Here is a 25,510-nt window from a genome sequence, read left to right as displayed (position 1 = left end):
GCGCCGCGCGGACCGCCTCACGTGCGCAGCGTGTGGCTGGGCGTGACGCCGTAGGCGGCGCGGTACACCGCGGCGAAGCGGTCCGGCCTGGCGAAGCCCCACCGGAGCGCGACCGCCGCCACGGTGTCCCCGGCGGTGGGGTCAGCGGCCTGCAGCTCGCGGTGAGCGGCCTGCAGGCGCACCCGGCGCAGGTGCGCCATCGGAGTCACCCCCACGTGGCGGGCGAAGGCCAGCTGCAGCGCCCGCGGCCCCACCCCGGCCGCGCGCGCGACGTCGCTGGTGCTGATCGGCAGGGAGGCGTTCGCCTCGATGAAGGCCACGGCCCGGCGCACCACCGCGGGAGCCACGTGCCCAGGTCCGGGCTGGTGGTGCTGCGACATCGTGGTGTTGGCGAAGGTCACCAGCGCCGTCGCGGCCACCAGCTCCGCCAGCGCGGCGGCCACCAGCGGGCTGGACACCGCCGAGGCGGCGCTGGTGAGCTGGGAGTCGACGTAGCGCCCCAGCTGCAGCCAGCTGCGCTGCGCCGCCTGCGAGACCGGCTCCACGCCGTCGAAGCGCAGGTCGGCGGCGGCGGTGCCGCAGCGCTCGGCGGCCACCCGCTCGACCACGGCCATCGGCAGGCTCAGCGCTGTGATGCCGATGCCGCTGTACCGGGCGCTCACCGCGGTCCCGTTCGGGTGGCGGAACACCCCTGCGGGCAGCAGGTGGTGCTCGTCGCGTCCCACCGCGTAGTGGCAGTCGCCGTGGACGCCGGTGCTGACCAGCAGGTGGTCCACCGGAGCCACCTCCCCGACCATGGACGCCGCCAGCCGCAGCCTGCTGGCCCCCAGCTGCTCGGCGCTCGCGGAGCGCAGGTCGCACCGGAAGCCGTCCTGGACACCGGTGAAGCGCAGCGGACCCTCGGTCGCGTACGCCTCGCTGAGGACCGACTGGGCGACCTCGGGTCGGCGGGTGGAGAACTCGAAGACCTCGACGGGCATCTGCGTGCCTCCCGCCAGCACCTCCCGAGGACGGACGGCCGTGGTTGGACCTGCTCCCCGGGAGGATGCCGACGCTAGACCCGCCGGACCGCTTCCCGCCAGGGTGCGAAGCGCCACCCCCGCGCAGCGAAGCTGTCGGCCCTGGCGACGTGACGCGGCGCTCCGCCGAGGCGTGCACTGGTCCCGGCGGGCGGCCCGAGCCGGACCGGGCTGGCCGTGAGGTCCAGGGACTCCAACAACCGGGTCCCTGGGCCGCGCCCGAGGCCCGCCGGGACCCCCGTCAGCGGCGCGGCAGCTCCCCGGTCGCCGCCAGGTCAGCGGCGATCTCGTACAGCTTGCGGTTCAGGTCCTGGCTGAGCTGGGCCAGGACCGCGAAGGCCTGGTCGGCGGTGATCCTGTGCTGGGCCATGAGGATGCCCTTGGCCTGGCCGATGACGTCGCGGTGGGCGAGGCCGCGCTGCAGGTTCTCCTGGGTGCGGGCAGCGGCCAGCGCGACGGCGGTGTGGGCGGCCAGCAGCCGCCCCACGCGCTCGGAGGCCTCGGAGAAGGCCGCCCGCCGGGTGCTGTGCAGGTTGAGCGCGCCGAGGGCCTCGCGCGGGACGAAGAGCCGCAGCGACAGCACGCTCGCCACGTCCACCTCACCGGCGCGCCGGGCCAGCGCGGGCCAGCGGTCGGCCTCCGCGGCGAGGTCGTCCACCCGGGTGCTGAGCTGGGTGAAGACCGCGTCCAGGCACGGTCCCTCCCCGACCTCGGTCTGCAGGTCGTCCAGGTGGCGGGCCACGGGGGCGGTCCAGGCCGCCGACGCCACGACGCGCCGGGCGCGGACCAGCGAGATCGATCCGGTGTCGGCGCCGGGCACCAGGGACACCGCCAGGGCCACGACCCGGTCCAGCACCGCCTGGCTGGAGCTCTCGCCCTGCAGGGAGCGGGCCGTGTCGGCCAGCTGCTCGGCGAGGTCGTCGCCACCTGTCCCGGTCGCGCTGCCGGCGGTGGAGAGCTGGTCGTGCTGGTGGGTCGGCGGGCGGGACGGGCAGTGGTCCTGGTGTGCGCTTCGGGGTGCATCGGGAGGTCCTGGCTCGTGCGGCCACCGCTGCTGGGCCGCCCTGGTCGCGTCGACGCGGGCACCGTCGCAGGAGCGGCGCGGAGCGGGGAGCGGAGTCGGAGGAGCGGTGACGGAGAGGGGCCGTGCCATCGACCGCTGCTGACGGTAGTGGCCACGACCCCCGGGTGCTAGCGCGCCCCAGCGCAGCGTGCCACCTCCCGCGGAGCCGGCCCCGCGGGCGCACCGACGGGTGCTGGGCCTAGGGGCCGGGCGGGCTGCTCACGGGTCCGGCCAGCCCCACGACGTTGCCCTCGGGGTCGCGGAACTGCGCCACCAGCAGGGTCCCGTCCGGACGCGGGACGGTGTCCAGCACCACCGCGCCCCCCAGGGCCACCGCCCGCGCCAGGCACGCGGGCACGTCGCTGACCCCCACGTAGAACAGCGCCTGCGCGCGGTGCCCCCGCCCCCCGCCGATGCCGACGGGCACGGCTGCCGCGGACGGGTCGGGCGGGTTGGACGCGTACTCCTGCGGGGCCGACACGGCCGGCGCCACCGGGTCCCCGGCCTCGGCGTCCCACCCGAAGAGGGCGCCGTAGAAGGCGCGCAGCCGCGCGGGGTCCTCCCCGATGATCTCGGCGTGGACGACGGGTCGTGCCATGGGCTCCTCCAGGTGGGACCAGGCCTCTCGCGGGCCTGCGTCCACCACGACCGGGACCGGCCGCAGGACTCATCGGCACGACCGCCGCGGGGGTGGCGCCTCGCGCTCAGGGAGGCCTGATGAGGTCCGCGGGCTCGTCCCCGCCGTCGGCCGCGCGGGCAGCGCCGCCGCTCACGGCCCGGCCCGGTCGACCTCCGGGGCGACGGGTCGGTCGCTGGAGCGGAAGGCCACCGGGCGGAGCCCCCCACCGCTGGGACGGCGGTCGGGGTCCTGCACCAGCACCGCGACCGGGTCGCCCTCGTCCGGCTGGAGGGCCCGGTCGCTGGCCTCGAGGCGGCCCACCCGCAGCGACGGGCCAGCCGGGGCCCGGAGGCGCGAGCGGCCGGGCCCGCCGGCCGGTCCGGCAGCAGGGGCAGTGACGACCAGGCCCGCCACCTCCAGCAGGTGCAGCAGGCGCACCACCGCGCTGCTGGGGGACAGCACCAGCACGGGGGCGTCGCCGGCCAGCGACAGCACGGCGCGCAGTCCCACCAGGTCGATGAAGGTGACCGAGGAGGCGTCCACGACGGCGGGCTCGCCCCAGTGGGCGAGCAGCTCGCGCACCGCGGACAGCTGCGGGCACGTCGCGCAGTCGACCTCCCCGTGGAGGGCGATGACGACGCCGTCGCTGGTCCACCTCAGCAGCGGGCCGTCACCCGGCGCACCGTGGTCGAGCACCTCAGCGGCAGCAGGGCCGGGACGACCGCGCGGACCGGAGAGGTCGGTGGGCGGTGCGGGGACGCGGTGGGGAAGATCGGACACAGGTGCCTCGCGAGGGTCAGCCTGGGGCCACGCCGTTGACCTGTCCCGACGGTAGAACGGGCGCCGACGGCCAGCAAGACCCCTGTGCAGACGCCGCCTGCGCGGGCTCGGCGGTGCGCGCGGGGAGCCAGGACGGGCGGGCCGCCGTCCGGTCCACGGCCCGCCCATCGGGGTCGGGAGCGGAGTGGTGCGCCGGCGCCGGCGGAGGGCTACTGTGCGTGGCAGGTCGAGGACTCGGCCTCCGGAGCCTGTCCGCGAGGTCGCCATGACACGCTCATCGCTCGTCAGAGTCCCCACCTCCCGCGCCCCCCGTGCCACTCCCGGCCCCAGCGCAGCCGCCGGCAGTGACGCCCCCAGTCCCCGGAGCTCCGAGGGCGCCCAGCCCGCGGCCCTCGCCGCGGGGGTCCACCTGCGGTGGACCGAGGGACGTCCCCTGGTCGTGCTCGCCGGGGACGTCGACCTGGTCTCGGCCCCCCACATCGCCTCAGCGGGGCTCCTCCTGCCCCGGTGGGCCCACCCCGTCAGCATCGACGCCGCTGCCGTGACCTTCATGGACGTCGCGGGCCTGCGGGCGGTGCTGGCGCTGGCGGGGACCTGCGGCGCGGTGGAGCTGCGCAGACCGAGCCGCCCGGTGCTGCACCTGCTGCAGGTCCTGCGGGGAGCGGGTGTGGGCGTGCCCACCAGCAGGGTGCCCGGCCCATCCCCAGCGGTGCTGCTGCACCAGCCACCCACCAACCGGCTGAGGCGGCGGAGGCCACGGCTCAGCCCCCGAGGCGCAGACCCCTGACGTCCTCCGCCTGCAGCCGGCCGGTGAGCAGCCCAGCGGCGACCCGCTCGACCGGCACGCCGTGCACGACGGCGAACATGCGCAGCGCCCCGAGCGCGCTCCCGCGCTCCAGCAGCGGGTCGGCCCGCACGAGGAGCTCCTGGGCGCGCCACACCTGCGCCCTCTGCCGGGCTCGCCGGGAGCTCAGCCACCCGGGCCGGCCCTCGTCACCCGTCAGGCCGCCGAGCACGGCGCCGAGGTCGGCGGCCAGCTCGTGCGCTGCCGCCAGCGCGGCGCCGCTGGCCGCCACCGCCTCGCCGATGGGGGTGCTCGACGAGGCCAGCGGTGCGCGGCGGTAGCAGCTGAGCACCAGCGGCTCGACCGGCAGCGAGCGCGCCGAGGACGGCGAGGACGGATCGGGGACGGGGACGGGGACGGCGACGACCGAGCGGTAGGGGGTGGAGCGGGCCACGAGGACCGCCGCCGCCGGCCACAGCCGACGTCCCCCGTCCTCCGGGTCGTGGAGGTCTGCGAAGAGGGCGTCGCGGTCGTCGAGGTGGGCGTCCAGCGCGGGGCCCTCGCCGGCGGTGGACTCGGCCTCCTCGGCGGCTGCGGCCAGGGGACCGCTCGCGCCGACGGGGACGAGCAGCGTCGGGCCGTGCAGGGCGGTGAGCACCGCGCCGTCGACGTCGGTGAGGGCGACGGCAGCACGGCACAGCCGGTCCGCGACGACCGCCGCGGGAGCGCGGAGCGTCGCGGCGCGCAGGGCCGGTCCGCTGCGGCGCGGGACCGGGTGGCGGTGGCCGACGTCCTCACCGCCCCCACCGCTGCCAGCGGCGGCGCCGTCGCCGTCTCTGCCGCCGTCGCCGCGGTGGTCGGTCATGTGTCTGCCAGGGGTGCTGGGCCCGGTCCGGGCGCGAGAGACGCCGAGGGGAGTGACGAGCGGAGCGGTCCGGGAACCCCGGTGGTAGGACTTCCCGGACCTCACGCCACCCGCGGCCCGGGCCGCCGGTGAGTCGTTGCCGAGGAGTCAACGCCCGCAGGGCCGTCAGGGGAAGGGCGGGCCCGGGTCTGCTTCGCGCAGCGGCCAGGTGCTTCGTCCAGCGGCCAGCGCCCGCCTGACCACCAGCCGCACGCGACCAGCCACCAGCGGTACCGGGTGCGCCACGCGGACCGGGTGCCCGCGGCGGGGAGGCGCCGCGGCGTCAGCGGGCCGGGCGCCGGGCTCGGGGACGGCCAGCTGGGACCACACCGTCTTGCCGGTCGGGCGCATCACCACGCCCCAGTCCTCGCTCATCGCCTCCACGATCGCCAGGCCCCGCCCGCCCAGGGCACCCTCCTCGGCCTGGCGCTGGCGCGGCAGTCCGGTGGAGGCGTCGGTGACGCTGATCCGCAGCCGCCCGTCCTCCAGCTCCAGCTTCAGGCGCACCCGCCCCTGGGCGTGGATGGCGGCGTTGGTCACCAGCTCCGAGAGCACCACCGCGGCGGAGTCCGCGGTGCTCTCGCCCACGCCCCACAGGTCCAGCTGGCGGTGCAGGAAGCGCCGGCACAGGCCCGGGGCGCCGGTGGAGCCCTCGACGTCCAGCTCGGCGGCCTGCCCGACCGGGCCGGCGTAGGACAGGCCCAGCAGCGCTGCGTCGTCGGTGAGGTCCGAGGCCACCCCGGACATCACCGCCTGCACCACCGCGTCGATGTCGCGGTGGGGCAGCCCAGCGATCGACACCACCCGCGGCAGGTCCGCGCTGACCCCGCCGGCGGCGGTCTCCACCAGCCCGTCGGTGTACAGCAGCACCTCGGCGCGCCCGGTCAGCTGGACCAGGGTCTCGGGGTAGGTCGAGCCGGGTGCGACCCCCAGCGGGACGCCCGGGTCGACCTCGACCTCGGTGACGGCGCCCCCGCGCACCACCAGCGGCGGGGGGTGCCCGGCGGAGGCCACCCGCATCGCGCCGGTGTGCTGGTCCAGCTGCACCAGCGCGCAGGTGGCGAACAGGTCCGACCCCAGGTCTCCCAGGAGGGTGTTGGTGCGCGCCAGCGCCGCCCCCGGTGCGTGGCCCTCGGACACGTACGCGCGCACGGCGGTGCGCAGCTGGCCCATCAGGGCCGCCGCGGTGGTGGAGTGCCCCTGCACGTCTCCGATGACGAAGGTGACCTGGTGGTCGGAGACCACCGCGTCGTACCAGTCCCCGCCGACCTCCTGACCGGCCTCCGCGGGCAGGTAGCGCACGGCCACCTCCACCCGGTCCAGCGCGGGCAGCGCCCGGGGCAGCAGGGAGCGCTGCAGCACCTGGGCCAGCTCGCCCAGGCGCGCCATCGCCAGCTGCTCGGCCTCGTAGGAGCGGGCGTTCTCGATCGCCACGGCGGCGTAGGTCGCCACCGCCTCCGCCTGGTAGCGGCTGGCCTCCCCGAAGCGCCCCGGCTGGACGTGGGCCAGCAGGATCGCCCCGAGCATGACGCCCTGGATGCTCTTGACCGGCACCGCCAGGTAGGAGCGCACCGGCGGGTGCCCGGGCGGCATCCCGCCCATCCGCCCGTAGCGGGCGTCGGTGAACAGGTCGTCGATGAGCACGGTGGTGCCCTCACCGGAGACGGTGGGGGCGAAGACGTCGGTGATGCGCACCGGCGGCAGGTCCGCCTCGGCCGGGCGGGGGAAGACGTCGCGGGGGATGCCGGACAGGGCGAAGGCGTCGAGGCGCTCGGTGCCGACGGTCTTGAAGTAGGCCCCGTAGGAGGCCCCCGTCATCCGCACGGCGAGGTCGACGGCCTCCTCGAGCAGGGGCTTGGAGCGCTCACCGCGGTAGGTCGCCAGGTGCGCCAGGTCCCAGTGGAACGGGCGCAGCCAGCCGGACTCAGCGCCTCCAGTTGAACGACGGCGAGCAGTTGTAGGCCAGCAGCTTGCCGGGGAAGCGCGCGTGGACGGCCTCGGCGAAGCGGCGGGCCTGCGCCAGGTCCGGCACGCCGGTCTCCACCCACAGCAGGTCGGCGACCTCGGCGTAGGCCAGCCCCCGCACGATGGTGGTCTCCTCGCCCGGGCGGGTGCGGAAGAAGCCCTCCGCGGTGCGCTCGCCGGTGAGGAAGGGCCTGTCGCGCTCGTCGACGTCGCTGGTGATGAGGTCGGCGGCCAGGGAGTCGGTGCGGGCGATGATGACCGTGTCGGTGCCGGCCACGTCGGCGGCCAGGCGCGCCGCGGCCAGGGTGCGCAGGTGCTGGGAGGTGGGGACGAGCACCTTGCCGCCCAGGTGGCCGCACTTCTTGGCGGAGGAGAGCTGGTCCTCCCAGTGCACCCCGGCGGCCCCTGCTTCGATCATCGCGGTCATGAGCTCGTAGGCGTTCAGCGGGCCGCCGAAGCCGGCCTCGGCGTCGGCGACGATGGGAGCCAGCCAGTCGCGGGTGGCCGTGCCGCCGTTCTCCAGCCTGTCGATCTGGTCGGCGCGCAGCAGGGCGTTGTTGATGCGGCGGACCACGGTGGGGACGGAGTCGACCGGGTACAGGGACTGGTCGGGGTAGGTGTGCCCGGAGGTGTTCGCGTCGGCGGCGACCTGCCAGCCGGACAGGTAGATGGCCTCCAGGCCGGCGCGGACCTGCTGGACGGCCTGGTTGCCGGTCAGCGCGCCCAGGGCGGGCACCCACTCGCGGGTGTGCAGCTGGTCCCACAGGCGCTGCGCGCCGCGGCGGGCCAGGGTGTGCTCCACGGCGACCGAGCTGCGCAGCGCGACGACGTCGGCGGGGGTGTGGGTGCGGGTGATCCCGGACCAGCGCGGGTCGCTCGCCCAGCGCGCGGCGATCTGCTCGGAGGTCTCGGTCTGGTCACCCGGCAGGGCGGTGCGCTCGGTCAGGTCGGTCGGTCGGTCGGCGATGGCGGTCATGGCTGCTCCTCGGCGGTGCGCTCGGCGCGCGGTGGGTGGGGGACCGGCCGGTGGGTGGAGGGAGTGGTTCACCCCGCCAGCAGGGCGACGGTTCGTCGTCGTGAGACGACTGTGGCCCGGCCCTTCTGCACCGCACCAGAGGTCTGTGAGCAGAAGTCCGGCGCTTCTTCTGCTTCCTGGAAGGGCTCCGGATGTGCCACGCTGCGCCGGTGAGCAGTGGTGCCGCGCCCCGCCCCGTCGCCCCTGCCGCCGGCGTGGACGCCCTGACCGTCGGCCGGCGGGTGCGCCACCTGCGCACCGCCCGCGGCATGACGCTGGAGGAGCTCGCCACCGCCGTGGGGCGCGCCCCCAGCCAGGTGTCGGTGCTGGAGAACGGCAAGCGCGAGCCCAAGCTGTCGGTCCTGCAGGCGGTGGCCGCCGCCCTGGGGTGCTCGCTGGCCGACCTGCTCGTCGAGGCGCCGCCCACCCGCCGCGACGCCCTGGAGATCACCCTGGAGCGCCACCAGCGCGGCGCGGTCTTCGCCGGGCTGGGGCTGCCCGAGGTGCGGGTGGGGCGGGGGCTGCCCACCGACGTCCTCGAGCTCGTGGTGGGGTTGCAGGAGGAGGTCCTGCGCCTGCACGCCGAGCGCTCGGCCACCCCGGAGGAGGCCCGGCGGGCCAACGCCGAGCTGCGCGCGCAGATGCGCGCGCGCGACAACCACGAGCCGGCGCTGGAGGAGCGCGCCGCCGAGCTGCTGCGCGCCGTCGGGCACAGCGGCGGCCCGCTCTCCCAGGGCCGCGCCGCGGCCCTGGCGGCCCACCTGGGCTTCTCCCTGCACTACGTCGGCGACCTGCCGCCCACCACGCGCAGCGTCACCGACCTCGAGCACGGCCGCATCTACCTGCCCTCGGCGCGCTCAGGGGCCGCCGGGGGGTCGGGGGACGCGCGCGCGGTGCTGCTGCAGGCCCTGGCCAGCATCGTGCTGGGCCACGCCGAGCCGACCTCCTACGCCCAGCTGCTGCGCCAGCGGGTGGAGTCGAACTACCTCTCGGCGGCGCTGCTCATGCCGCAGGCCTCGGCGGTGGCGTTCCTGCGCCGCGCCAAGACCGAGCGGGAGCTGTCGGTGGAGGACCTGCGCGACGCCTTCGCGGTGCCCTACGAGACGGCCGCGCACCGCTTCACCAACGTGGCCACGGTGCACCTGGACCTGCCGGTGCACTTCATGAAGGTCGACCGCGCCGGGCGGATCCTCAAGGCCTACGAGAACGACGGCGTGCGCTTCCCCACCGACGCCCTCGGCGCTGTCGAGGGCCAGCCGGTGTGCCGGCACTGGACGGTTCGCACCGTCTTCGACATCGCCGACCAGCTCAGCCCCTACCACCAGTACACCGACACCGCGGCGGGCACGTTCTGGTGCACCGCGCGCACCCAGCCCGGCACCGGGGCCGCGGGGGAGGGACTGGACCACTCCGTCGCCCTCGGGGTGCCGTACGCGCACGTGAAGTGGTTCCGCGGGCGGGCGACCACGGAGCGGGCGACGTCGAGCTGCCCCGACCCGGTGTGCTGCCGGCAGGCCGCGCCGGAGGTCGCCGCGCGCTGGCAGGGCAGGTCGTGGGCCAGCCCGCGCACCCCCAGCAGCCTGCTGGCCTCCACGCCGGTGGGCTCCTTCGGCGGGGTGGACACCCCCGCCGTCTACGGCTTCCTGCAGGCGCACGCCCCCGGCGCGTGAGCCGCTCGGCCCAGCCGGCCGCCGCCCGGCCGTCCCGCAGCGGTCACCAGCGCGCCGCTGGAACGGCGGGTCCCCCTCAGCAGGTGAAGCGGGAGGCCGTCGCGCGCAGGTCCGCGGCGAGGCGGGACAGCTCGTCGACCGCGAGGCGGCTCTGGCTGAGGGCCTGGGAGGTCAGCTCGGCGGCCTCCGCCACCCCTACGACGTTGCGGCTGATCTCCTGCACGCCCTGGGAGCCCTCCTGCACCGAGCGGGACATCTCCTGGGTGGTGGCGGTCTGCTCCTCCACCGCCGAGGCGATGGTGGCCTGGAAGTCGTGGATCTGGCCGATCACGCCCCCGATGCCGGAGATCGCGGCGACGGCCTGCTCGGTGTCGACCTGCATCGCCGCCACCCGCCGCGTGATGTCCTCGGTGGCCCGCGCGGTCTCCCGGGCCAGGTCCTTGACCTCGGTGGCCACCACGGCGAAGCCCTTGCCGGCCTCGCCGGCGCGCGCCGCCTCGATGGTCGCGTTCAGCGCCAGCAGGTTGGTCTGCTCGGCGATGGCCGTGATGACCTTGACGACCTCGCTGACCTCCTGGGAGGAGGCCCCCAGCGCGTGGACGGTGGCGGTGGCCGCCTGCCCGGCGCTGACCGCCTGGCTGGCCGCCTCGGCGGCGGCGGCGGCGGACAGGCTGATCTGCTCGATGGCCGCGCCCATCTCCTCGGCGGCCGCCGCCACCGTGGTGACGGACTGGGAGACCTCCTCGGCGCCGTGGGAGACCACCACCGCCTGGGTGCCGGTCTCCTCGGCGGAGGCGGCGATCTGGGCGGCGGAGACGCTGAGCTCCTCGGAGGAGGCCGCCACGGTCTGGCTGCTGGCGGCCACCGAGGCGATGACGCCCCGCAGCTCGGCGGTGGCGCGGTCCAGCGCGGCGCTCATGCGCCCCAGCTCGTCCCGGGATGTCAGGCCGGTGGAGCGCGTGAGGTCGCCCTCGGCCAGGCCCTGCGTGACCCAGGAGACGCGCTGGACGGTGCGGGCGACCCCGCGCGCCACGACCAGGCCGACGGCGGCCGCGGCGGCGAGCCCGGCCAGGAGGATGACCAGCTGCAGCCGCTCCTGCCGCTGCTGGTCGGCCTGCGCGGCAGCGGCCTGCCGGGCGGCCTCCTCGGACTCGTCCGCCACCAGCTGGGCGAGCTCTTCGCGCAGCGCCGTGTGCAGAGGTGCCACCTCCTCGGTGCGCGCCGCCTGCCAGCCGACGAGGTCGCCCGCCCGGGCGAGCGGGGCCAGGACGGCGTCCTCGACGGTGACCGCCTCGGCCCAGTGCTGCTCGACGGCGGTGAGGCCCGCCAGCTCGGCGTCCACGTGGGGCACGGCGCGGTAGGCGCTGGCGTGCTCGGCGAAGTCAGCGCGAGCGGCCTCGAGCTCCTCCTGGGCCGCCGCGCGCTGCTCGGGGGTGGCGGCGATCGCAGCGTCGGCCAGCGCGGTGGCGGACCTCTCGACGTCGGCCTCCATCGCCTGGGCGTTCTCCACGCTCAGCAGGTGGACGGCGTAGATGGCCTCGGCGTCGGCCGCCGCGGCGTCCAGCGCGCGCAGGCCCGTGACGCCGACGGCGGACGCGACCACCGCCGCCGCACCGACGGCGGCGGAGATCTTCACGGCGATGGGCAGGTCTACCCACCGCAGGCGCCCCCGGTGCACCGGCCCCTGGGGGGCGCCCCGCGCACCACTGCCACTCGTCGACGCCGTCATCTCGACCGTCCACCCGTCTCCAGCTCGAGCCGGCGGACGGGTCCGACCGCCGACGACTGGTGATCGCCGGAACAGCTCGGCGCCTTGAGCGACGTCTGAACCTTCAGGACGGAAGTCCTCATCCGTTCGGCTCACGAGGTCGCCCGTCCTGGTCAGCGGACAGCCGCGCACGGCGCACCGGGCCACCTGGTCGACCAGGGCCCGGTCCGAGGAGTGCTCGCGCCGGCTGTCGATCCGGGGCCAGGCTGTGCGACGTGAGGGTGCGGGGCCGGAGGGACCGGCCCGCGAGACCCGGCAGGAGCCTGACATGACCCAGTACATGATCTCCCTCTACGAGCGCGAGGCCGAGTACGCCACCATGACGCCCGAGGCCTGGGGCTCGGTGCTCGACGCCCACGGGGCGTTCGCCCGGGCCGTGGCCGACCTCGGCGGCACGATCACCGGCGGGGGCGTCCTGCAGCCCACGACCACGGCCACCTCGATCCGCGGTGGCGAGGTCACCGACGGCCCGTTCGTGGAGTCCAAGGAGGCCTTCGGCGGGTTCTACCTCGTCGAGGCCCGCGACCTCGACCACGCCCTCGAGATCGCCAAGCTCACGCCCACGCCGTTCGGCGGCGTCGAGGTCCGCCCGCTCATGGACGTCAGCGCCGGCCCGGCCCGGTGAGCCCTGCCGCGAGCCCTGCTGGGAGTGGGGTCGCGGACGCGCTGGCGGACGCGCACCGTCGTGAGTGGGCCTTCGTGCTCGCCGCGACGGTGCGCGTCGCCGGTGACCTCGACGTTGCCGAGGAGTGCGCCCAGGAGGCCTACGTCGACGCGATGACGGCGTGGGCGCGCTCGGGCGTGCCGGAGCGGCCCGGTGCCTGGCTGACGACGACGGCCCGCCGCCGCGCTGTCGACAGGCTGCGCCGCGAGGTCACCCTGCGCCGCAAGCTGCCCCTGCTCGTCGAGCCCGCCGAGGCCGACGCCTCGGGGTCGCCGTCCGGCAGCGGCGCGGACGGCTGCGCGGACGGCGAGGAGGCGGTGCCGGACGACCGGCTGCGGCTGCTGTTCACGTGCTGCCACCCGGCGCTGGACCCGGCTGCGCGGGTGGCCCTGACCCTGCGGCTGGTCTGCGGCGTGGCCACGCCCGACGTGGCCCGGGCGTTCCTCGTGCCGGAGGCGACGATGGCGGCGCGGATCACCCGGGCGAAGAAGAAGATCACCCAGGCGCGGATCCCCTACCGCACCCCGAGCGCCGCGGAGCTGCCCGAGCGCCTCGGCAGCGTGCTCGCCGCCGTCCACCTGCTCTTCAGCACCGGCCACACCGCGCCGACCGGGGAGCAGCTGGTGCGCGAGGACCTGTGCCGGCGCGCCCTGGACCTGGCCCGCACGCTGGTGCAGCTGCTGCCCGCCGAGCGCGAGACCCGCGGGCTGCTCGGGCTGCTGCTGCTCACCCACGCGCGCCGGGCGGCCAGGCTCGACGGGCAGGGCCGGCTCGTGCTGCTCGAGCACCAGGACCGGCAGCGGTGGGACCACGTCATGATCGTCGAGGGGCTGCGCTGGACGGTGGAAGCCCTGCAGGCGCCGCGACCCGGGCGCTTCGCCCTCCAGGCCGCGATCGCCGGGGCGCACGCCGTCGCGCCGACGTTCGCGGCCACCGACTGGGCCCGCGTGGTGCACCTGTACGACCTCCTCCTGGCGGTCGAGCCGTCACCGGTCGTCGAGCTCAACCGCGCCGCCGCACTGGCGTTCGCCGAGGGGCCGGCGCCGGCGCTGGAGGTCGTGGAGCGGCTCGCCGGCGACACCCGCCTGCGCGCCTACCCCTACGTGCACGCCGTCCGGGCGGACCTGCTGCGGCGCCTGGGCCGCGGCGTGGAGGCGTCCGCGGCCTACCGCGCCGCCCTCGACCTGACGGCCAACGGTGCCGAGCGCGACTTCCTCCAGCGCCGGATCGGCGACCTCGGGCTGGTCGCGACGGCCCCGTCCCCGGAGGGGTGACCGGCCAGCTCACGGCGCAGGGTCACCGGACACGCCGCGTCGTGCGCGTCGGGCGGGCAGGTGCACGGGGACGATGTCCGGGTGACCCCAGGCCGTGTGCGCCGCCGCCTGTCTGCGCTGTGGGCCCTGGCGGGGGTGCTCCTCCTCGTGGGCGCCGTCGTCTTCTCCCTCAGCCCGCCCGCCGGCTTCGGGTGGTTCGCCTACCAGCCGTGGTCCAGCGACGACGTCGCAGTCGTGGTCAGCGGCGCGGTGCTCATGAGCCCCCTGCAGGTCCTCGGGGTGGCGCTGGTGGCCCTGGCGCTGGCCCTGTGCGCGGGCGTCGGCGGGTACGCCGTGGGCGCCCGTGGGACCTCGAGGCGGTCCGCGCCTCCGCGGTGAGGCCCGTGGACGGTGTCGTGGACGGGGCGGGCCGGGCCGGGCTCGAGACGTGCTGCCGCCGCGCGCGCTCCCGACGCGCCCGTCCGACCGGTCGCGTCGAGGGCGACCACCTGGGCCGGTGGCGCGAGGTCGACCACCGCACCAGGGCGGCTCACAGGTGCGTCAGCGGTCCAGGACCCACTTGGGGTTGGTGCCGTAGGCGGCGCGGTAGTGCTTGGCGAAGGTGGAGGGGTCGGGGTAGCCCCAGCGGTGGGCGATGGCGCGCACGGTGTCACCCGCGGTCGGGTCGGCCTTGAGGAGGTCCTCGTGGGCGGCGGCCAGGCGGGTGCGGCGCAGGGTCGCGCTGACGGTGCGGCCCGAGGGGGAGTGGCCGCGGAAGACCTCCTCCAGCTCGACGGTGGAGGCGTCGACAGCGCGGGCGACGTCCTCGACGGTGATGGGCAGGGAGGCGTGGTCGTCGATGAACTGCCGCGCCAGGCGGTAGCGGCGAAGGCGGCCCTCGGCGGTCATCGTGCGGCCGCGCCGGTCACCGGTCAGCCGGAAGCTCTCCAGCAGGGTGACCGCCAGGGACCGGTACAGCGAGGCGCGCAGCACCGGCTCGGTGAACAGGTCCGTCTGCGCGGTCTGCTGGGCCATCACCAGCAGGTCGGCGAAGTAGCGTCCGTGCTGCTCATCGATAGGGAGTGGGCTGTCGACGTCGAGGCGGAAGCGGTTGTCGCCGTACAGGGTGCGTCCCAGTGCCGTGAGCGGCCCGCGCTTGAGGAACAGCGCGAACTCATCGGCGGTGTCCAGGCGACCGAGGGTGGGCGTCGTCAGGCCTTGCATCCAGGGCAGCGCCGAGGTGCCCCGCTGGCCTGCGGTCTCCCACTCCAGCGACCCGCTGCGGACGTAGACGACCGTGAGGGTGTCGTCGGGCTCGTTGGTGGCTTCGAAGGCGCCGGCGACCTGCAGGTGGAGCAGGGAGAACCGCTCATCACCGTCCAGGCGGACGCGGTGGCTCAGGTCCGCGCCGCTGCCCAGGCGGGCGTGGGGGGCGACCTGCAGGAGGCTGTCCACCGCGTCCGCCTTGCAGGCCTCGACCTGCCAGGAGAACGTCTGGCTCACGCGGTGCTCGCTCATCGGTGCTCGCTCATCGGTGCTCGCTCATCGGTGGCCCCTCATCGGTGGTCCTCGTCGGTGGCCCCCCATCGGTGGTGGTCCAGGTCAGTGGCGGGACGGGGAGGACGACGGTGGCCGCGGGGTGCGGCCACCGGCGGTGCTGCGCGGGCGGCCCGGCAGCTCACCGGTGGCGCTCAGGTCCGCGGCGATGTCGTACAGCTTGCGGTTGAGGTCCTGGCTGAGCTGGGACAGCACCGCGAAGGCCTGGTCAGGGCTGAGCTTGTGGCGTTCCATGAGGATGCCCTTGGCCTGCCCGATGACGTCGCGGTTGGCCAGCCCGCGGCCCAGGTTCTCCTGCTTCTGCGCATCAGCGACCGCGACCGCGGCGTGCGCGGCCAGCAGCAGTCCCACGTGCTCGGAGGCGTCGCTGAAGGCGCCCGCCTGCGCGCCGAGCAGGTTCAGCGCGCCGAGGTTGTCCCCGTCGACGTACAGCTGCAGGCACAGCACGCTCGGCATCCCCACCTCGGCGGCCCGCGCGGCCAGCGCCGGCCAGCGCTCGGTCTCAGCGGCCAGGTCGTCCACGCGGGTGCTGCGGTGGGCGAAGGCGGCGTCCAGGCAGGGCCCTTCGCCGACCTCGTTCTGCAGCTCGTCCAGGCGGCGCCCGGCGGGGTCGGTGACAGCGACGGAGGTCACCTGCCGCCGGGCCCGCACCAAGGAGATGCTGCCCGCGGCCGCCCCGGGGACCAGGTCGACCGCGGTGGCCACGGCCCGGTCCAGCACGTCTTGGGCCGTGGCAGCGCCCTGCAGGTCCCGGGCCAGGTCGGCGAGCTGGCGGGCCAGGACGTCCAGATCCGCCGCGGCGCCGGAGTCAGCGGTGGAGGGTTCGGCGCGGTGGCGGCCGGCGCGTGCGGACCGCCCGTCGGTGGAAGCACCGGCCCTCTGGTCGGGCTCGTGCGTCTGGCCGGGGTGGGGGGTGGTGCCGTGGTCTTCGACGTCCATCGCTGGGCCTTCGCTCAGCAGCCGCCTGCGCACCGCGCACCCGGGGGGCGCTGGTGGAGCCCCGGGGCTGCACGGAGCCGGTGGTGGCCGCACGGGGCCGGTTGTTCGACCGGCACCGACGCTAGCCCTCGCCTGCCTGCTGGTCCACAGGTGCCGCGTCGCTGCCAGGACTCCAGCCGTCAGGGGTCCTGCGACCTCGCGCCTCCGGGGGCCGGGGCCGCGGGTGGGTCGTCGCGCACCGCTGGCCGATCTGAGGCTGTCACCGCCCTGGCGACCTTCCCGAACACCACCACGAGCTCGCCGGCCGGCCGGGGTGGGTGGCGCCCGCAGTGGTGCGCCGCGCGGTGGCCCACATCGAGGCCCACGCCGATCAGCCGCTGACCCTCACCGACATCGCCCGAGCGTCCGGGGTGGGGCCGCGGGCGCTGCAGCTGGCCTTCGCCCGCCACCTCGGCACGTCCCCGATGGCGCACCTGCGGCGAGCGCGCCTGCAGCGCGCCCACGAGGAGCTGCAGTCCGCCGACGCCACCGCCGGCGACACCGTGGCGGCCGTGGCCCGTCGCTGGGGCTGGACCAGTCCCAGCCGCTTCAGCACGGCCTACCGGCGGGAGTTCGGCGTGCCGCCCAGCGGCACCCTGCGGACCTGAAGCGTGAGCTACCCGGCCGCGACCACCGTGCCCGTGGACGGCCAGGCGGCCTGTCGCACAGGTCGCGCCCCGGAGGCCTCATCGTCGCCGTGGCCGAGGTGCTGTCCCCGCACCGCGGCGGGACGGACGGAGCGACGAGGCAGCCGGCGGACCCGGACGGATGACGATCGTCGCGCCCGGAGCACCGCGGCTGCACCATGGTCGTGTGAGGGACCCCGTGAACGGCACGGCCGAGGCCGCCGCCGTGCCGGCAGTCCTCGCCAGCCCTGCTGGAGCCAGGGGCCTCTGGGCGGGGTGAGCTGGTCGAGGCGCTGACCCGTGTCATCGACTGCGACCTGCCCGCGCTCCTGGGGATGCACCCCGAGACCGCCGAGCACCTGGCTTGCGCCGCGCTGGGCGTCGTCGTGGACCACCTGCTGGCCGGGGCAGCTCCGGCGCAGCAGTCCGCAGGAGCGGCCGTGTCCTCGCCGGCCGTCGGCCGCACCCAGCCGCCGGTGCCCCGGGATGGTTCCGCGCCCCCCGGCCCGGGCCGCGGCTGAGGCTGCCGGCACCGCCTCGTCCCACGGGCGCTTGGGCGTGCGTACGCCGTAAGGACGTTGCATGATCGAGGTCCCCAACAGAGGAGGACTCATGTCTGCCGCCGACAAGATCAAGAACGCTGCCCAGGACGCCGCGGGCAAGGTCAAGGAGGCTGTCGGTGAGAAGACCGACAACCGCGACCTGCAGGCCCAGGGCCAGCGCGACCAGGTCGCTGCCGACGCCAAGCAGCGCGGCGAGCACGTGAAGGACGCCTTCAAGGCCTGACCTGCTCCTCTCCCAGGGGTGCCCTTCCGGAGAGCGGCTGGGCACCCCTGGGGCTCCTGCGGACGACCGCGGGGGGCGGTCCTCAGCCCACGACGGCGTGGAGGGTGACACCGGTCTCCACGGCAGGACCCACTGGTCCTCGGCCCCCGGGGAACTGGCTCCGAGGTCACTGCCGGCTGGCCTAGGCTCCCCGGGGCTCGGCACCACGACGGTGCCCTGCTGAGAGGTGGACCACGTGGCACCGGCGCTCGAACCCGACTTCCGGCGCATCTTCGACGAGACGCCCGCTCCGCTGCTGCTGCTGACGCCCGACTTCGTCATCGTGCACGCCAACAGGGCGCGCCTGGAGGCCACGGCGACGACGCTGGAGGGCACTGTCGGGCGCGGCCTGTTCGAGGTGTTCCCGATGAACCCCGACGACCCCGCCGCCGACGGCCTGGTCAACCTGCGGGACTCCCTGACCACCGCCCGAGACACCCGGCGGCCGGTGACGATGCCGATCCAGAAGTACGACATCCCCCTGCCGGACGGCACCTACGTCGAGCGCTTCTGGAGCCCCCGCAACGTGCCGGTCCTCGACGAGCGCGGCGAGGTGGTCTGGCTGCTGCACCGCTCGGACGACATCACCGAGTACGTCCACGCCCGGGAGAGGGCGCGCACGACGACCGAGCAGAACGAGCGCCTGCGCCAGCGCACCGCCCAGGTGGAGGCCGACCTGTTCGACCGCACCCGGGAGCTCGAGCGGCTCGTGGCCGACCTCGGCCGGGCCACCGCCCGCGCGGAGCTGCTGGCGCGTGCGACCGGTGAGCTGACCGCCTCCCTGGACGCCGAGCACGCCGTGGGACGCCTGGCCCAGCTGGTGGTGCCGCAGCTGGCGGACTGGTGCATCGTCAGCCTGCTGGACGACCCCGCGCGCGAGGGCGGGCCGCACAGCGGTGGGACCCGCGCGCTGCGCGACATCAGCAGCTGGCACGCCGACCCCGTGCAGCGGGCGCTCGTCGCCGAGTACGCCCAGACCCGGCTGGCGGCTCTGGCTCCGGGGTCGCTGCTCGCCCGTGCGCTCAGCGGCGGCGTCGTCCAGAGGGTCACCGTTGGCGCCACCGAGCACCTGACCTCCGTGCTGGGCCCGGGCCGGGTCCGGGAGCTGGCTGTGGAGCTGGCACCGGAGTCGCTGCTGGTGCTGCCGCTGCGCGCCCGCGGCCGCACGCTGGGGGTGCTGCTGCTGGCCAGCGGCGCGAGCCGGGCGCCGATGTCCGCCGACGAGGTCGCCACCGCCACCGACATGGCCGGCCGGGCCGGTCTGGCCCTGGACAACGCCCGCCTGTACCGCCAGCAGCGCGACCTGTCCGAGGCCCTGCAGCGGTCGATGCTGACAGCTCCGGTGCAGTCGGACCACCTCCAGGTGGTGGTGCGCTACACCCCGGCGGCGGAGTCCACGCAGGTCGGTGGTGACTGGTACGACGCCTTCCTCCAGCCGGACGGCGCGGTGGTCCTGACCATCGGTGACGTCCTGGGCCACGACGCCCGGGCCGCGGCCACGATGGGGCAGGTCCGCTCCCTGCTGCGCGGGATCGCCGTCGCCACGGGCGCCGGACCGGCGTCCGTCCTGGCCGGTGTGGACCGGGCCATGAGCACCCTGCAGGTCGCCACCACCGCCACTGCCGTGGTGGCCCGCTTCGAGCAGACCGACGAGGAGGGTGAGCGGCAGGGCCCCCGTACCGGCAGGACGCTGCGCTGGTCCAACGCCGGCCACCCACCCCCCGTGGTGCTCGATCCCTCAGGGGGTGTCACCCCGCTGGTCGCCGCTGAGTCCGAGCTGCTCCTGGGAGTCCTGCCCGAGACCGAGCGCTCCGAGGCCGAGGCGGTGGTCGTGGAGGGCTCCACGGTGCTGATGTTCACCGACGGCCTGGTCGAACGGCGCGACCAGTCCCTGGAGCTCGGCCTGGCCCGGCTGCAGCAGACCCTCGTGGCGCTCGCCGGGCGAGGGCTGGAGCTCGAGGCGCTGTGCGACGCGGTGCTGGAGCGGATGCTGTCCGAGCGCCCTGAGGACGACGTCGCGCTGGTGGCGGTGCGCCTGCACCCGCAGGACCGGCCCCGTCCACCCGAGGCTGGGCCGAGGCGGACGCGCGGCACCGTCGACGACGCACCGCGACCGGTGGAGCACCGCTGACCTGGTGTCGTGACGCCCGCCGCGCCCGCCGTCGGCCGGGCTCGGAGGTCGTCATGAGGAGGTCGCCGCCCGAACGGCTGCGACCGCCACCGTCGCTGGCACGCAGGGCCGGTCACCCGGCTGCGGGCCAGCCCGGAGGAGGTGCGACGGGAGGCGGCACGGTCTCCACCTGCTCGTCGAAGCGCTCGCGTGCGGCCTGGATCTCGTCCATGTGAGCGGCAGCCCACCCCAGCACCGCCTCCACCGGAGGGCGCAGCGTCTTCCCCAGCGCCGTGATGCGGTACTCCACCGCCACCGGACGGGTGCTCACCACCACCCGCTCGACCACGCCGTTGCGCTCCAGGCGGCGCAGCGTCGCGGTCAAGGACTTCTGGGTCACTGCCGGGATGGCCCTGCGCAGCTCGCTGAAGCGGGCTGGTCGTCGGCACAGCGCGTCCAGCACGTCCATGGACCACCGGTCCAGGACCTGGTCGAGCAGCTCGCGGTGCGGTGCACTGATCTGGAAGGCGTGGTGCGCCGAGCCGGGGTCGGTGTCCCTCACGCCACCTAGTCTCGTTGAAGTGACGGCAGGCGACCAGGTATCCAAGGGCTACTGACCTGTCGACCTCCGGGAGATGCTCGTGCCCGTCCTGCTGTCCTCCCCGCCCTCGCTGCTGCACCCCGCGCCCTACCACCACGTGGCCGTGGCCTCCGGGACCCGCCAGGTGCGCGTCGCCGGGCAGATCGCCGCGCACGGCGACGGCGCCCTCGTCGCGCCCGGCGACCTCGCCGGTCAGGTGGCCCAGGTCCTGCGCAACACCCGCACCGCACTGTCCAGCGTCGGAGCTGGCTTCGGTGACGTGGTGCGCATGACCTTCTACGTGGCGGGCTGGACGCCTGACCAGGTGGACGCCTTCATGAGCGGCGTCCACGCCGTCGCCGAGGAGGTCGGCCTGCCGCTGCCGATGCCGCCCGCGTCGCTGATCGGGGTGGAGGTGCTCTTCGAGCCGGGTGTCCTCGTGGAGCTGGAGGTCGACGCCGTCCTGCCCTGAGCAGCGCCTCGTGGGCGGGGAGCCCGCGGAGGAGCGGTCGTCTCCGTCGGGCGCGCCCAGGGAGGGGTGACCAGGCGCTCCGCCAGACCGCGAGCGACCTACCGGCGCTGGTTGACCAGGCGCAGCAGCAGCCCGGGGGCCACCCGTGCCCCGACCTGGGACAGGCGGCCCAACCCGACCGCCACCTCGGGGTGGCCGGCGTCGAGCCCGCGGAAGGTGCGGTCCAGGAAGGTCTCCAGCGGCATCGCCATCGGAGGCGGGGACGGCATGTGGCGGTGCAGCGAGGTCTGCACCACCGGGGGGACGACCTCCACGACCTGCACGCCGACGGGCGCGAGCTGCTGGCGCAGGCTGGTCGAGAAGGAGTGCACCGCCGCCTTGGTGGCCGAGTAGACCGGCGCCTGCACGAGCGGGACGAAGCCGAGACCTGACCCGACCATGACCACGCGCGCCCGGGGGGCGCGTCGCAGCAGCGGCAGGGCCGCTGCTGTCACGTGCACGAGGCCGGTGAGGTTCGTGGCGATCTCCGCGCCGAAGGCGCTGGGCTCGGGGGGCTCCGGGGCGGCGAAGTCCAGGCGGAGCTGGACGCCGGCGTTGTTGACCAGCGTCGTCAGGTGCGGGACGACGTCGGCGACCTCCTGCACCGCGGCACCGACCGAGGCGGGGTCGGCGACGTCCATGACCACACCCGTCGCCCCCGGGTGGCGCGCGACCACCGCCCGCAGGCGGTCGCTGTCGCGTCCGGTGAGGACCAGGCGGGCGCCGCGGGCGTGGAACTTCGCCGCCATGCCCGCGCCGATGCCGGAGGTCGCACCGGTGATGAGGACGACCTCACGCTCGTGGTCCCAGCGGCGCGAGGTGGCGCGGCGGCTCACCCGAGCCACCAGACGCCGGCGCGGGGCACCTCAGCGGTCATGAGGCCAGAGCATGGCGCTCGAGGTGGTCCACGGCGACCGCGACGCCCTCCTCGGCGCGGATCCGGGCTCCCAGGTCCGCCGCCCGCTGCCGCATCCCGGCGTCCGTGGTGAGCTGGACGAGAGCGGCCGACAGTCGAGCGGCGTCCAGCCTGCGGCGCGGCAGCGGCTGCGGGCCCGCCCCCAGGAAGGCCACGCGCGAGCCCCAGAACGGCTGGTCCACGCCGTGCGGCACCACCAGGGCCGGCACGCCCGCGCTCAGCGCAGCGCCGGTGGTGCCGGCCCCGCCGTGGTGCACCACCGCGGCGACGCGGGGGAAGAGCCAGTCGTGCGGGGCCGAGGCGAGGGCGAGCACCCCGTCGCCGCCGTCCAGCGCTGCGCCGCCCGGTCCGGCGCCGCTCAGGCCGCCCCACCCGGTGAGCAGCACGGCGCGCACCCCGGCCGAGCGCACCGCCGCGAGCACCACCGCGGTGGTCGCCTCGGCGTCGCGGCCGGGCATGCTGCCGAAGCCGATGCTGACCGGGACCGGTCCCGCGTCCAGGAACTCGACCAGCTCCGCCGGTGGGCTCCAGCTCTGCGCCGCGGGCAGGGACCAGTAGCCGCACACCCGGCGCCGCGGTCCCCACTCCGGGGGCTGCGGCACCACCTGCGGGCTGATGCCGTACACCGCGACGCCGCCCCCGCCCCGCCCGTCGCCCCGGGCGGCCGCGGCCGCCGGACGCGACGGCAGTCCCAGCTCGGCCCGGACCTGGCGGGCCGCGCCGGCGAACACCGCCCGCAGCGCCACGGCGGTGAGCCGGTGGCCGGCTCGCCGCCCGGGGCCGCCGGTCCAGGCGGGCAGCCCTGGCGCCAGGACGCCGGGGAAGGCGGCCGTCGGCGGGCCGAGGGGCTGCAGGTGCGCCTCGACGAAGGGGACGCCGAGGCGCTCGGCGACCGGGCGCCCGGTCAGCGCACCGCCGACGCCCGCCAGCACGACGTCGCAGCCCTCCGCAGCGCGCAGCACACCGGCCGCGACCTCCGCGGTGCTGCGCCGCATCCCCTCGCGCACCAGCCGGCGCCGCTCGGCGCTGCCGCGACGTCCGCCCCCCGCGGTCGCCATCTCGGCCACCACGGCCGCGGGGTCTCCGGGCACGGTGGCGACCGGGACGTCGTGGGCGGTGACCAGCTCGGCGAAGCCCTCGTGGGTGACGACCGTGGTGGGGTGCCCGGCCTCGACCAGCCCGCGGGCCAGGGCGACGTAGGGCTGCACCCCGCCGCGGGTGTCGAAGGCGACGACCGCCGTCCTCACGAGGTCCTCACCTGGCGACCGGCCGGGTGGGCCAGGCCGTGGAGCACGACGTCGACGAAGTCGCGCACCTGCGCAGCGCTCAGGCCTGCGCTGCCGGCCAGGGGACTGGTCTGCAGGCCGTAGAAGGCGGCGAGCAGCAGCACGGCGGTCTGAGCGGGGTCGACGTCGGCGCGCAGGGTGCCCAGCTCCTGCTCCGCGCGCAGGTACTCCGCCAGCGCCAGCGGCGGGCCACCGCGCTCGGCCAGGGCTTCGCCCAGCGACGCCGGGTCGAGGTCGGCTGCCGTCCTGTCCGGCTCCGGGAGGCCGCTCCCCGCCGGTTGCGCCAGCGCGGGGGTGGCGGCCATCGCGTTCTCCAGCGGGATGACCTGCTCGCGCAGCACCGACAGCTGCACGAAGACCTCCGCGAGGACGTCCGCCAGCGGTGCGCTGCCCGCCCGGGCGGGCAGCGCGTCCATCCACGCGGCGACCTCCCGCTGGCCCTCCATGACGGCGGCGGCGAACAGCGCCCTCTTGTCGGGGAAGTGGCGGTAGATGGTGCCCTCGGCCACCCCGGCCCGCTCGGCGATGGCCTTGGTGGTGGCGTGGTGGTAGCCGACCTCCCCGACGAGCTCGGTGGTGGCCCTGATGAGGGCGGCCCGGGTGGACCCGCCGCGGGAGGTGCTCACCGGAGCACCCTGGCGCACGTGGCTCGGATCCGCGTCGGGCAGGTGCCCGCGCGAGCGGTGGCTGCGCGGGTGGGCCGTGCCGGCGGGCACGCGGTCAGTCCGTGATGTCACGGCGGGTGAACACCAGCAGGCTCACGGCCACGGCTGCGGCGGTGTAGGCGGCCCCCAGCGCCAGGGCGCCGCTGGAGGACAGGACGTCGGTGCCCCCGGCGGCCAGCGACGACAGCGCCGTGCCGGGCAGCCACTCGGCCAGGTCGCTGACGGCGGCGGACAGCACGGCCTCCACCAGCAGGACCCAGCCGACGCCGATGCCGATGGCCACGCCCGCCGAGCGGGTCACCGTGGCCAGCGCCATGCCGAGCGAGCCCCACACCAGCAGGGCGCAGAACAGGTCCACCGCTGCCGAGGCGACCACCGCGCCGACGTCGGTCCCCCAGGCCTGGGGGTCCCATCCGCCGGCCTGGGCGGCCACCGGCGCGACGACGAGCGCCACGACGACGGCCAGGGCGGTGGTGGCGGCGGTGCACAGCGCCAGGGCCAGCCACTTGCCGGCCAGCAGGCGCCAGCGGCGCGGTTCGGCGGCCACCAGCAGGCGCACCAGGCCGGTGGAGTGGTCGCTGGCGGTGACCAGGGCCCAGAACGACAGGGTCACCACGCCCAGGAAGGAGGCCGCCGAGGTGGCGCCCGCGACGACGCCGCGCTCGCTGAGCAGCTCGGCGGCGCTGGGGAAGGCCACCCCGGGGGCGCTGCCCGGTGCAGCGCCGCTCGGGTCGACCACCTGGAAGGCCACGAAGGTGACCAGGGCGCTGAACAGCACGGTCAGGCCCACCCAGCCCAGGACGACGCTGCGGCGGCGGATCCTGACCAGCTCGCTGAGGACGACGCCGACCGCGCTGGGGCGGTGCCGTCCAGCACGGCCGCGTGGCGGGGTGCCCGTGGTGGCGGGGGTCTTCGTCGGAGTGGTCGGGGTGCTCACGGGCGTGCTCCTCGGGTGGCGGCGGGGGACTGCTGCGCGGCGGCGCGGGAGGCTGACAGCTCGGCGTCGTCGCCGGTCATCGCCAGGAAGACCGCCTCGAGGCTCTCGCGGCGCACGACCAGGGAGCGCAGCGTGATCCCGGCCTGCGCCGCGGCGCGGTTGAGGGCGGCGGCGGCGTCCGCCGGGGCGGTGACCTGCACCCCGCCGTCGTCGAGCCGGGTCGCGGGGAGCTGGAGGGTGCGCGCGACCTCGAGCAGCCGGTCACCGTCCGCGTCGTGCTCGGCCAGCAGGTCGATGCGGGTCACGGCCCTGGTCAGCAGGTCCCCGATGGGACCGGAGAACAGCAGGACGCCGAAGCGCACGACCACGAGGTGCGTGCAGACGGCCTCGATCTCGGTGAGCAGGTGGGAGGAGACCACCACGGTGCGGCCCTGGGACCCCAGGCGCTGCAGGAGGGCGCGGACCTCCACCACCCCGGCGGGGTCCAGGCCGTTGGTGGGCTCGTCCAGCAGCAGCAGGTCGGGGTCGGGCAGCAGCGCGGCGGCGATGCCGAGTCGCTGCTTCATGCCCAGCGAGTAGCGCTTGACGGGCTCGCTCTCGCGCCCGAGCAGGCCCACCTCGCCCAGCACCTGGGTGACCCGCTCCAGGGGCAGGCCGCGCAGCCGGGCGAGGGAGACGAGGTTGGCCCGCGCCGACAGGGCCGGGGAGAAGGCGGGGGCCTCGAGTAGGGCGCCGACGCGGCCGGCGTAGGCGGTGGGGTCGTCGATCGGGGCCCCGAGGACCTGCGCCTCACCGCTGCTGGGCCGGATCAGCCCGAGCAGCATGCGGATGAGCGTGGACTTGCCCGAGCCGTTCGGGCCGACCAGGCCGACGACGCCGCCGCGAGGCAGGGCGACGGTGAGGTCGTCGACGGCTCGCAGGTCGCCGAAGGTCCGGCCGAGCCCCGTGGTCCTGACCGAGGGCGACCCGGAGGTCGTCGGCGGTGGTGCGGTGGTCGTCATCACAGGCTCCAATG

25 protein-coding genes and 1 pseudogene are annotated in these 25,510 nt (G+C 76.0%); 10 read left to right on the top strand and 16 right to left on the bottom strand.

The annotated features are described in order from the left end of the window. Positions 1-17: 17 nt before the first annotated feature. The 4 genes from ACUN9U_RS08570 to ACUN9U_RS08555 all read right to left on the bottom strand — a co-directional run bounded on the left by ACUN9U_RS08570 (position 18) and on the right by ACUN9U_RS08555 (position 3,481). Positions 18-980 (bottom strand): helix-turn-helix transcriptional regulator, encoded by a 963-nt coding sequence (locus ACUN9U_RS08570; RefSeq protein WP_445484518.1) that lies wholly within the window; start codon positions 978-980, stop codon positions 18-20. 280 nt (positions 981-1,260) lie between these two features. Beyond that, on the bottom strand, positions 1,261-2,172 hold the full coding sequence (locus ACUN9U_RS08565; protein ID WP_445484517.1) for a GAF and ANTAR domain-containing protein: 912 nt from the start codon (positions 2,170-2,172) through the stop codon (positions 1,261-1,263). Between the two features lie 109 nt (positions 2,173-2,281). Continuing rightward, entirely contained in the window at positions 2,282-2,680 is a 399-nt protein-coding gene (locus ACUN9U_RS08560) for a VOC family protein (protein WP_445484516.1), read from the bottom strand. A 171-nt stretch (positions 2,681-2,851) separates the two neighbouring features. Further along, a complete protein-coding gene (locus tag ACUN9U_RS08555) occupies positions 2,852-3,481 on the bottom strand; it encodes an STAS domain-containing protein (RefSeq protein WP_445484515.1) in 630 nt (209 codons plus the stop codon). Positions 3,482-3,746: 265 nt separating this feature from the next. Here ACUN9U_RS08555 and ACUN9U_RS08550 point away from each other — a divergent pair, with 265 nt between their 5' ends. Continuing rightward, entirely contained in the window at positions 3,747-4,268 is a 522-nt protein-coding gene (locus ACUN9U_RS08550) for an STAS domain-containing protein (protein ID WP_445484514.1), read from the top strand. On the opposite strand, the gene ACUN9U_RS08545 is transcribed toward ACUN9U_RS08550, so the two are convergent. The 3 genes and pseudogenes from ACUN9U_RS08545 to aceA form a co-directional block, all read right to left on the bottom strand. Beyond that, positions 4,243-5,130 (bottom strand): hypothetical protein, encoded by an 888-nt coding sequence (locus ACUN9U_RS08545; protein ID WP_445484513.1) that lies wholly within the window; start codon positions 5,128-5,130, stop codon positions 4,243-4,245. The two genes, ACUN9U_RS08550 and ACUN9U_RS08545, sit on opposite strands and share 26 nt — an antisense overlap. A 165-nt stretch (positions 5,131-5,295) precedes the next feature. Beyond that, positions 5,296-7,020 (bottom strand): ATP-binding SpoIIE family protein phosphatase, encoded by a 1,725-nt coding sequence (locus ACUN9U_RS08540; protein ID WP_445484595.1) that lies wholly within the window; start codon positions 7,018-7,020, stop codon positions 5,296-5,298. Positions 7,021-7,096: 76 nt separating this feature from the next. Continuing rightward, positions 7,097-8,110, bottom strand: a pseudogene (aceA, locus tag ACUN9U_RS08535) (isocitrate lyase); the annotation flags it as partial. A gap of 191 nt (positions 8,111-8,301) precedes the next feature. On the opposite strand from aceA, the gene ACUN9U_RS08530 reads away from it, so the two are divergent. Then, positions 8,302-9,819: a helix-turn-helix domain-containing protein gene (locus tag ACUN9U_RS08530; protein WP_445484512.1), complete on the top strand. Its 1,518-nt coding sequence runs from the start codon at positions 8,302-8,304 to the stop codon at positions 9,817-9,819. 76 nt (positions 9,820-9,895) lie between these two features. Here ACUN9U_RS08530 and ACUN9U_RS08525 read toward each other — a convergent pair whose 3' ends face one another. Beyond that, the gene (locus ACUN9U_RS08525) at positions 9,896-11,455 is read right to left on the bottom strand and encodes a methyl-accepting chemotaxis protein (protein WP_445484511.1); all 1,560 of its coding nucleotides are present in this window, start codon (positions 11,453-11,455) and stop codon (positions 9,896-9,898) included. Between the two features lie 400 nt (positions 11,456-11,855). Here ACUN9U_RS08525 and ACUN9U_RS08520 point away from each other — a divergent pair, with 400 nt between their 5' ends. The 3 genes from ACUN9U_RS08520 to ACUN9U_RS08510 all read left to right on the top strand — a co-directional run bounded on the left by ACUN9U_RS08520 (position 11,856) and on the right by ACUN9U_RS08510 (position 13,903). Continuing rightward, entirely contained in the window at positions 11,856-12,212 is a 357-nt protein-coding gene (locus ACUN9U_RS08520) for a YciI family protein (protein WP_445484510.1), read from the top strand. A 74-nt stretch (positions 12,213-12,286) separates the two neighbouring features. Further along, positions 12,287-13,525, top strand: coding sequence for an RNA polymerase sigma factor (locus ACUN9U_RS08515; protein ID WP_445484509.1), 1,239 nt, complete (start codon positions 12,287-12,289; stop codon positions 13,523-13,525). A gap of 81 nt (positions 13,526-13,606) precedes the next feature. Next, positions 13,607-13,903 (top strand): hypothetical protein, encoded by a 297-nt coding sequence (locus ACUN9U_RS08510; RefSeq protein WP_445484508.1) that lies wholly within the window; start codon positions 13,607-13,609, stop codon positions 13,901-13,903. A gap of 162 nt (positions 13,904-14,065) precedes the next feature. Here ACUN9U_RS08510 and ACUN9U_RS08505 read toward each other — a convergent pair whose 3' ends face one another. Further along, positions 14,066-15,022, bottom strand: a complete 957-nt coding sequence (locus tag ACUN9U_RS08505; RefSeq protein WP_445484507.1) for a helix-turn-helix transcriptional regulator — start codon at positions 15,020-15,022, stop codon at positions 14,066-14,068. 84 nt (positions 15,023-15,106) lie between these two features. Beyond that, complete coding sequence (locus tag ACUN9U_RS08500; RefSeq protein ID WP_445484506.1) at positions 15,107-16,000, bottom strand: GAF and ANTAR domain-containing protein; 894 nt, start codon at positions 15,998-16,000, stop codon at positions 15,107-15,109. A gap of 317 nt (positions 16,001-16,317) precedes the next feature. On the opposite strand from ACUN9U_RS08500, the gene ACUN9U_RS08495 reads away from it, so the two are divergent. The 4 genes from ACUN9U_RS08495 (at position 16,318) to ACUN9U_RS08480 (ending at position 19,621) form a co-directional block, all read left to right on the top strand. Beyond that, positions 16,318-16,647 (top strand): helix-turn-helix transcriptional regulator, encoded by a 330-nt coding sequence (locus ACUN9U_RS08495; RefSeq protein WP_445484505.1) that lies wholly within the window; start codon positions 16,318-16,320, stop codon positions 16,645-16,647. 353 nt (positions 16,648-17,000) lie between these two features. Beyond that, complete coding sequence (locus ACUN9U_RS08490; protein ID WP_445484504.1) at positions 17,001-17,186, top strand: hypothetical protein; 186 nt, start codon at positions 17,001-17,003, stop codon at positions 17,184-17,186. Between the two features lie 91 nt (positions 17,187-17,277). After that, positions 17,278-17,451 (top strand): CsbD family protein, encoded by a 174-nt coding sequence (locus tag ACUN9U_RS08485; protein WP_445484503.1) that lies wholly within the window; start codon positions 17,278-17,280, stop codon positions 17,449-17,451. Positions 17,452-17,677: 226 nt separating this feature from the next. After that, on the top strand, positions 17,678-19,621 hold the full coding sequence (locus ACUN9U_RS08480) for a SpoIIE family protein phosphatase (protein ID WP_445484502.1): 1,944 nt from the start codon (positions 17,678-17,680) through the stop codon (positions 19,619-19,621). Positions 19,622-19,733: 112 nt separating this feature from the next. Here the strand turns inward: ACUN9U_RS08480 and ACUN9U_RS08475 are convergent, their stop codons facing one another. Continuing rightward, complete coding sequence (locus ACUN9U_RS08475) at positions 19,734-20,162, bottom strand: winged helix-turn-helix transcriptional regulator (protein ID WP_445484501.1); 429 nt, start codon at positions 20,160-20,162, stop codon at positions 19,734-19,736. Positions 20,163-20,235: 73 nt separating this feature from the next. Here ACUN9U_RS08475 and ACUN9U_RS08470 point away from each other — a divergent pair, with 73 nt between their 5' ends. Beyond that, positions 20,236-20,652 carry a Rid family hydrolase gene (locus ACUN9U_RS08470; RefSeq protein ID WP_445484500.1) on the top strand — a complete coding sequence of 139 codons (417 nt, stop codon included), beginning with the start codon at positions 20,236-20,238 and terminating at the stop codon, positions 20,650-20,652. A 98-nt stretch (positions 20,653-20,750) separates the two neighbouring features. Here ACUN9U_RS08470 and ACUN9U_RS08465 read toward each other — a convergent pair whose 3' ends face one another. The 5 genes from ACUN9U_RS08465 to ACUN9U_RS08445 form a co-directional block, all read right to left on the bottom strand. Further along, positions 20,751-21,527 carry an SDR family NAD(P)-dependent oxidoreductase gene (locus tag ACUN9U_RS08465; protein ID WP_445484499.1) on the bottom strand — a complete coding sequence of 259 codons (777 nt, stop codon included), beginning with the start codon at positions 21,525-21,527 and terminating at the stop codon, positions 20,751-20,753. Between the two features lie 37 nt (positions 21,528-21,564). Next, positions 21,565-22,854 (bottom strand): glycosyltransferase, encoded by a 1,290-nt coding sequence (locus ACUN9U_RS08460; protein WP_445484498.1) that lies wholly within the window; start codon positions 22,852-22,854, stop codon positions 21,565-21,567. Continuing rightward, on the bottom strand, positions 22,851-23,519 hold the full coding sequence (locus ACUN9U_RS08455) for a TetR/AcrR family transcriptional regulator (RefSeq protein WP_445484497.1): 669 nt from the start codon (positions 23,517-23,519) through the stop codon (positions 22,851-22,853). Before ACUN9U_RS08455 ends, ACUN9U_RS08460 begins: the two co-directional genes overlap by 4 nt. Positions 23,520-23,613: 94 nt before the next feature. Continuing rightward, the gene (locus tag ACUN9U_RS08450) at positions 23,614-24,495 is read right to left on the bottom strand and encodes a hypothetical protein (protein ID WP_445484496.1); all 882 of its coding nucleotides are present in this window, start codon (positions 24,493-24,495) and stop codon (positions 23,614-23,616) included. Beyond that, positions 24,492-25,496, bottom strand: coding sequence for an ATP-binding cassette domain-containing protein (locus ACUN9U_RS08445; RefSeq protein ID WP_445484495.1), 1,005 nt, complete (start codon positions 25,494-25,496; stop codon positions 24,492-24,494). Before ACUN9U_RS08445 ends, ACUN9U_RS08450 begins: the two co-directional genes overlap by 4 nt. Positions 25,497-25,510: the final 14 nt, after the last annotated feature.

The organism is Quadrisphaera sp. KR29, assembly GCF_052644995.1.
The sequence above is the reverse complement of the archived record's forward strand: the minus strand, read 5'-3'. Positions and strand labels throughout refer to the sequence as shown.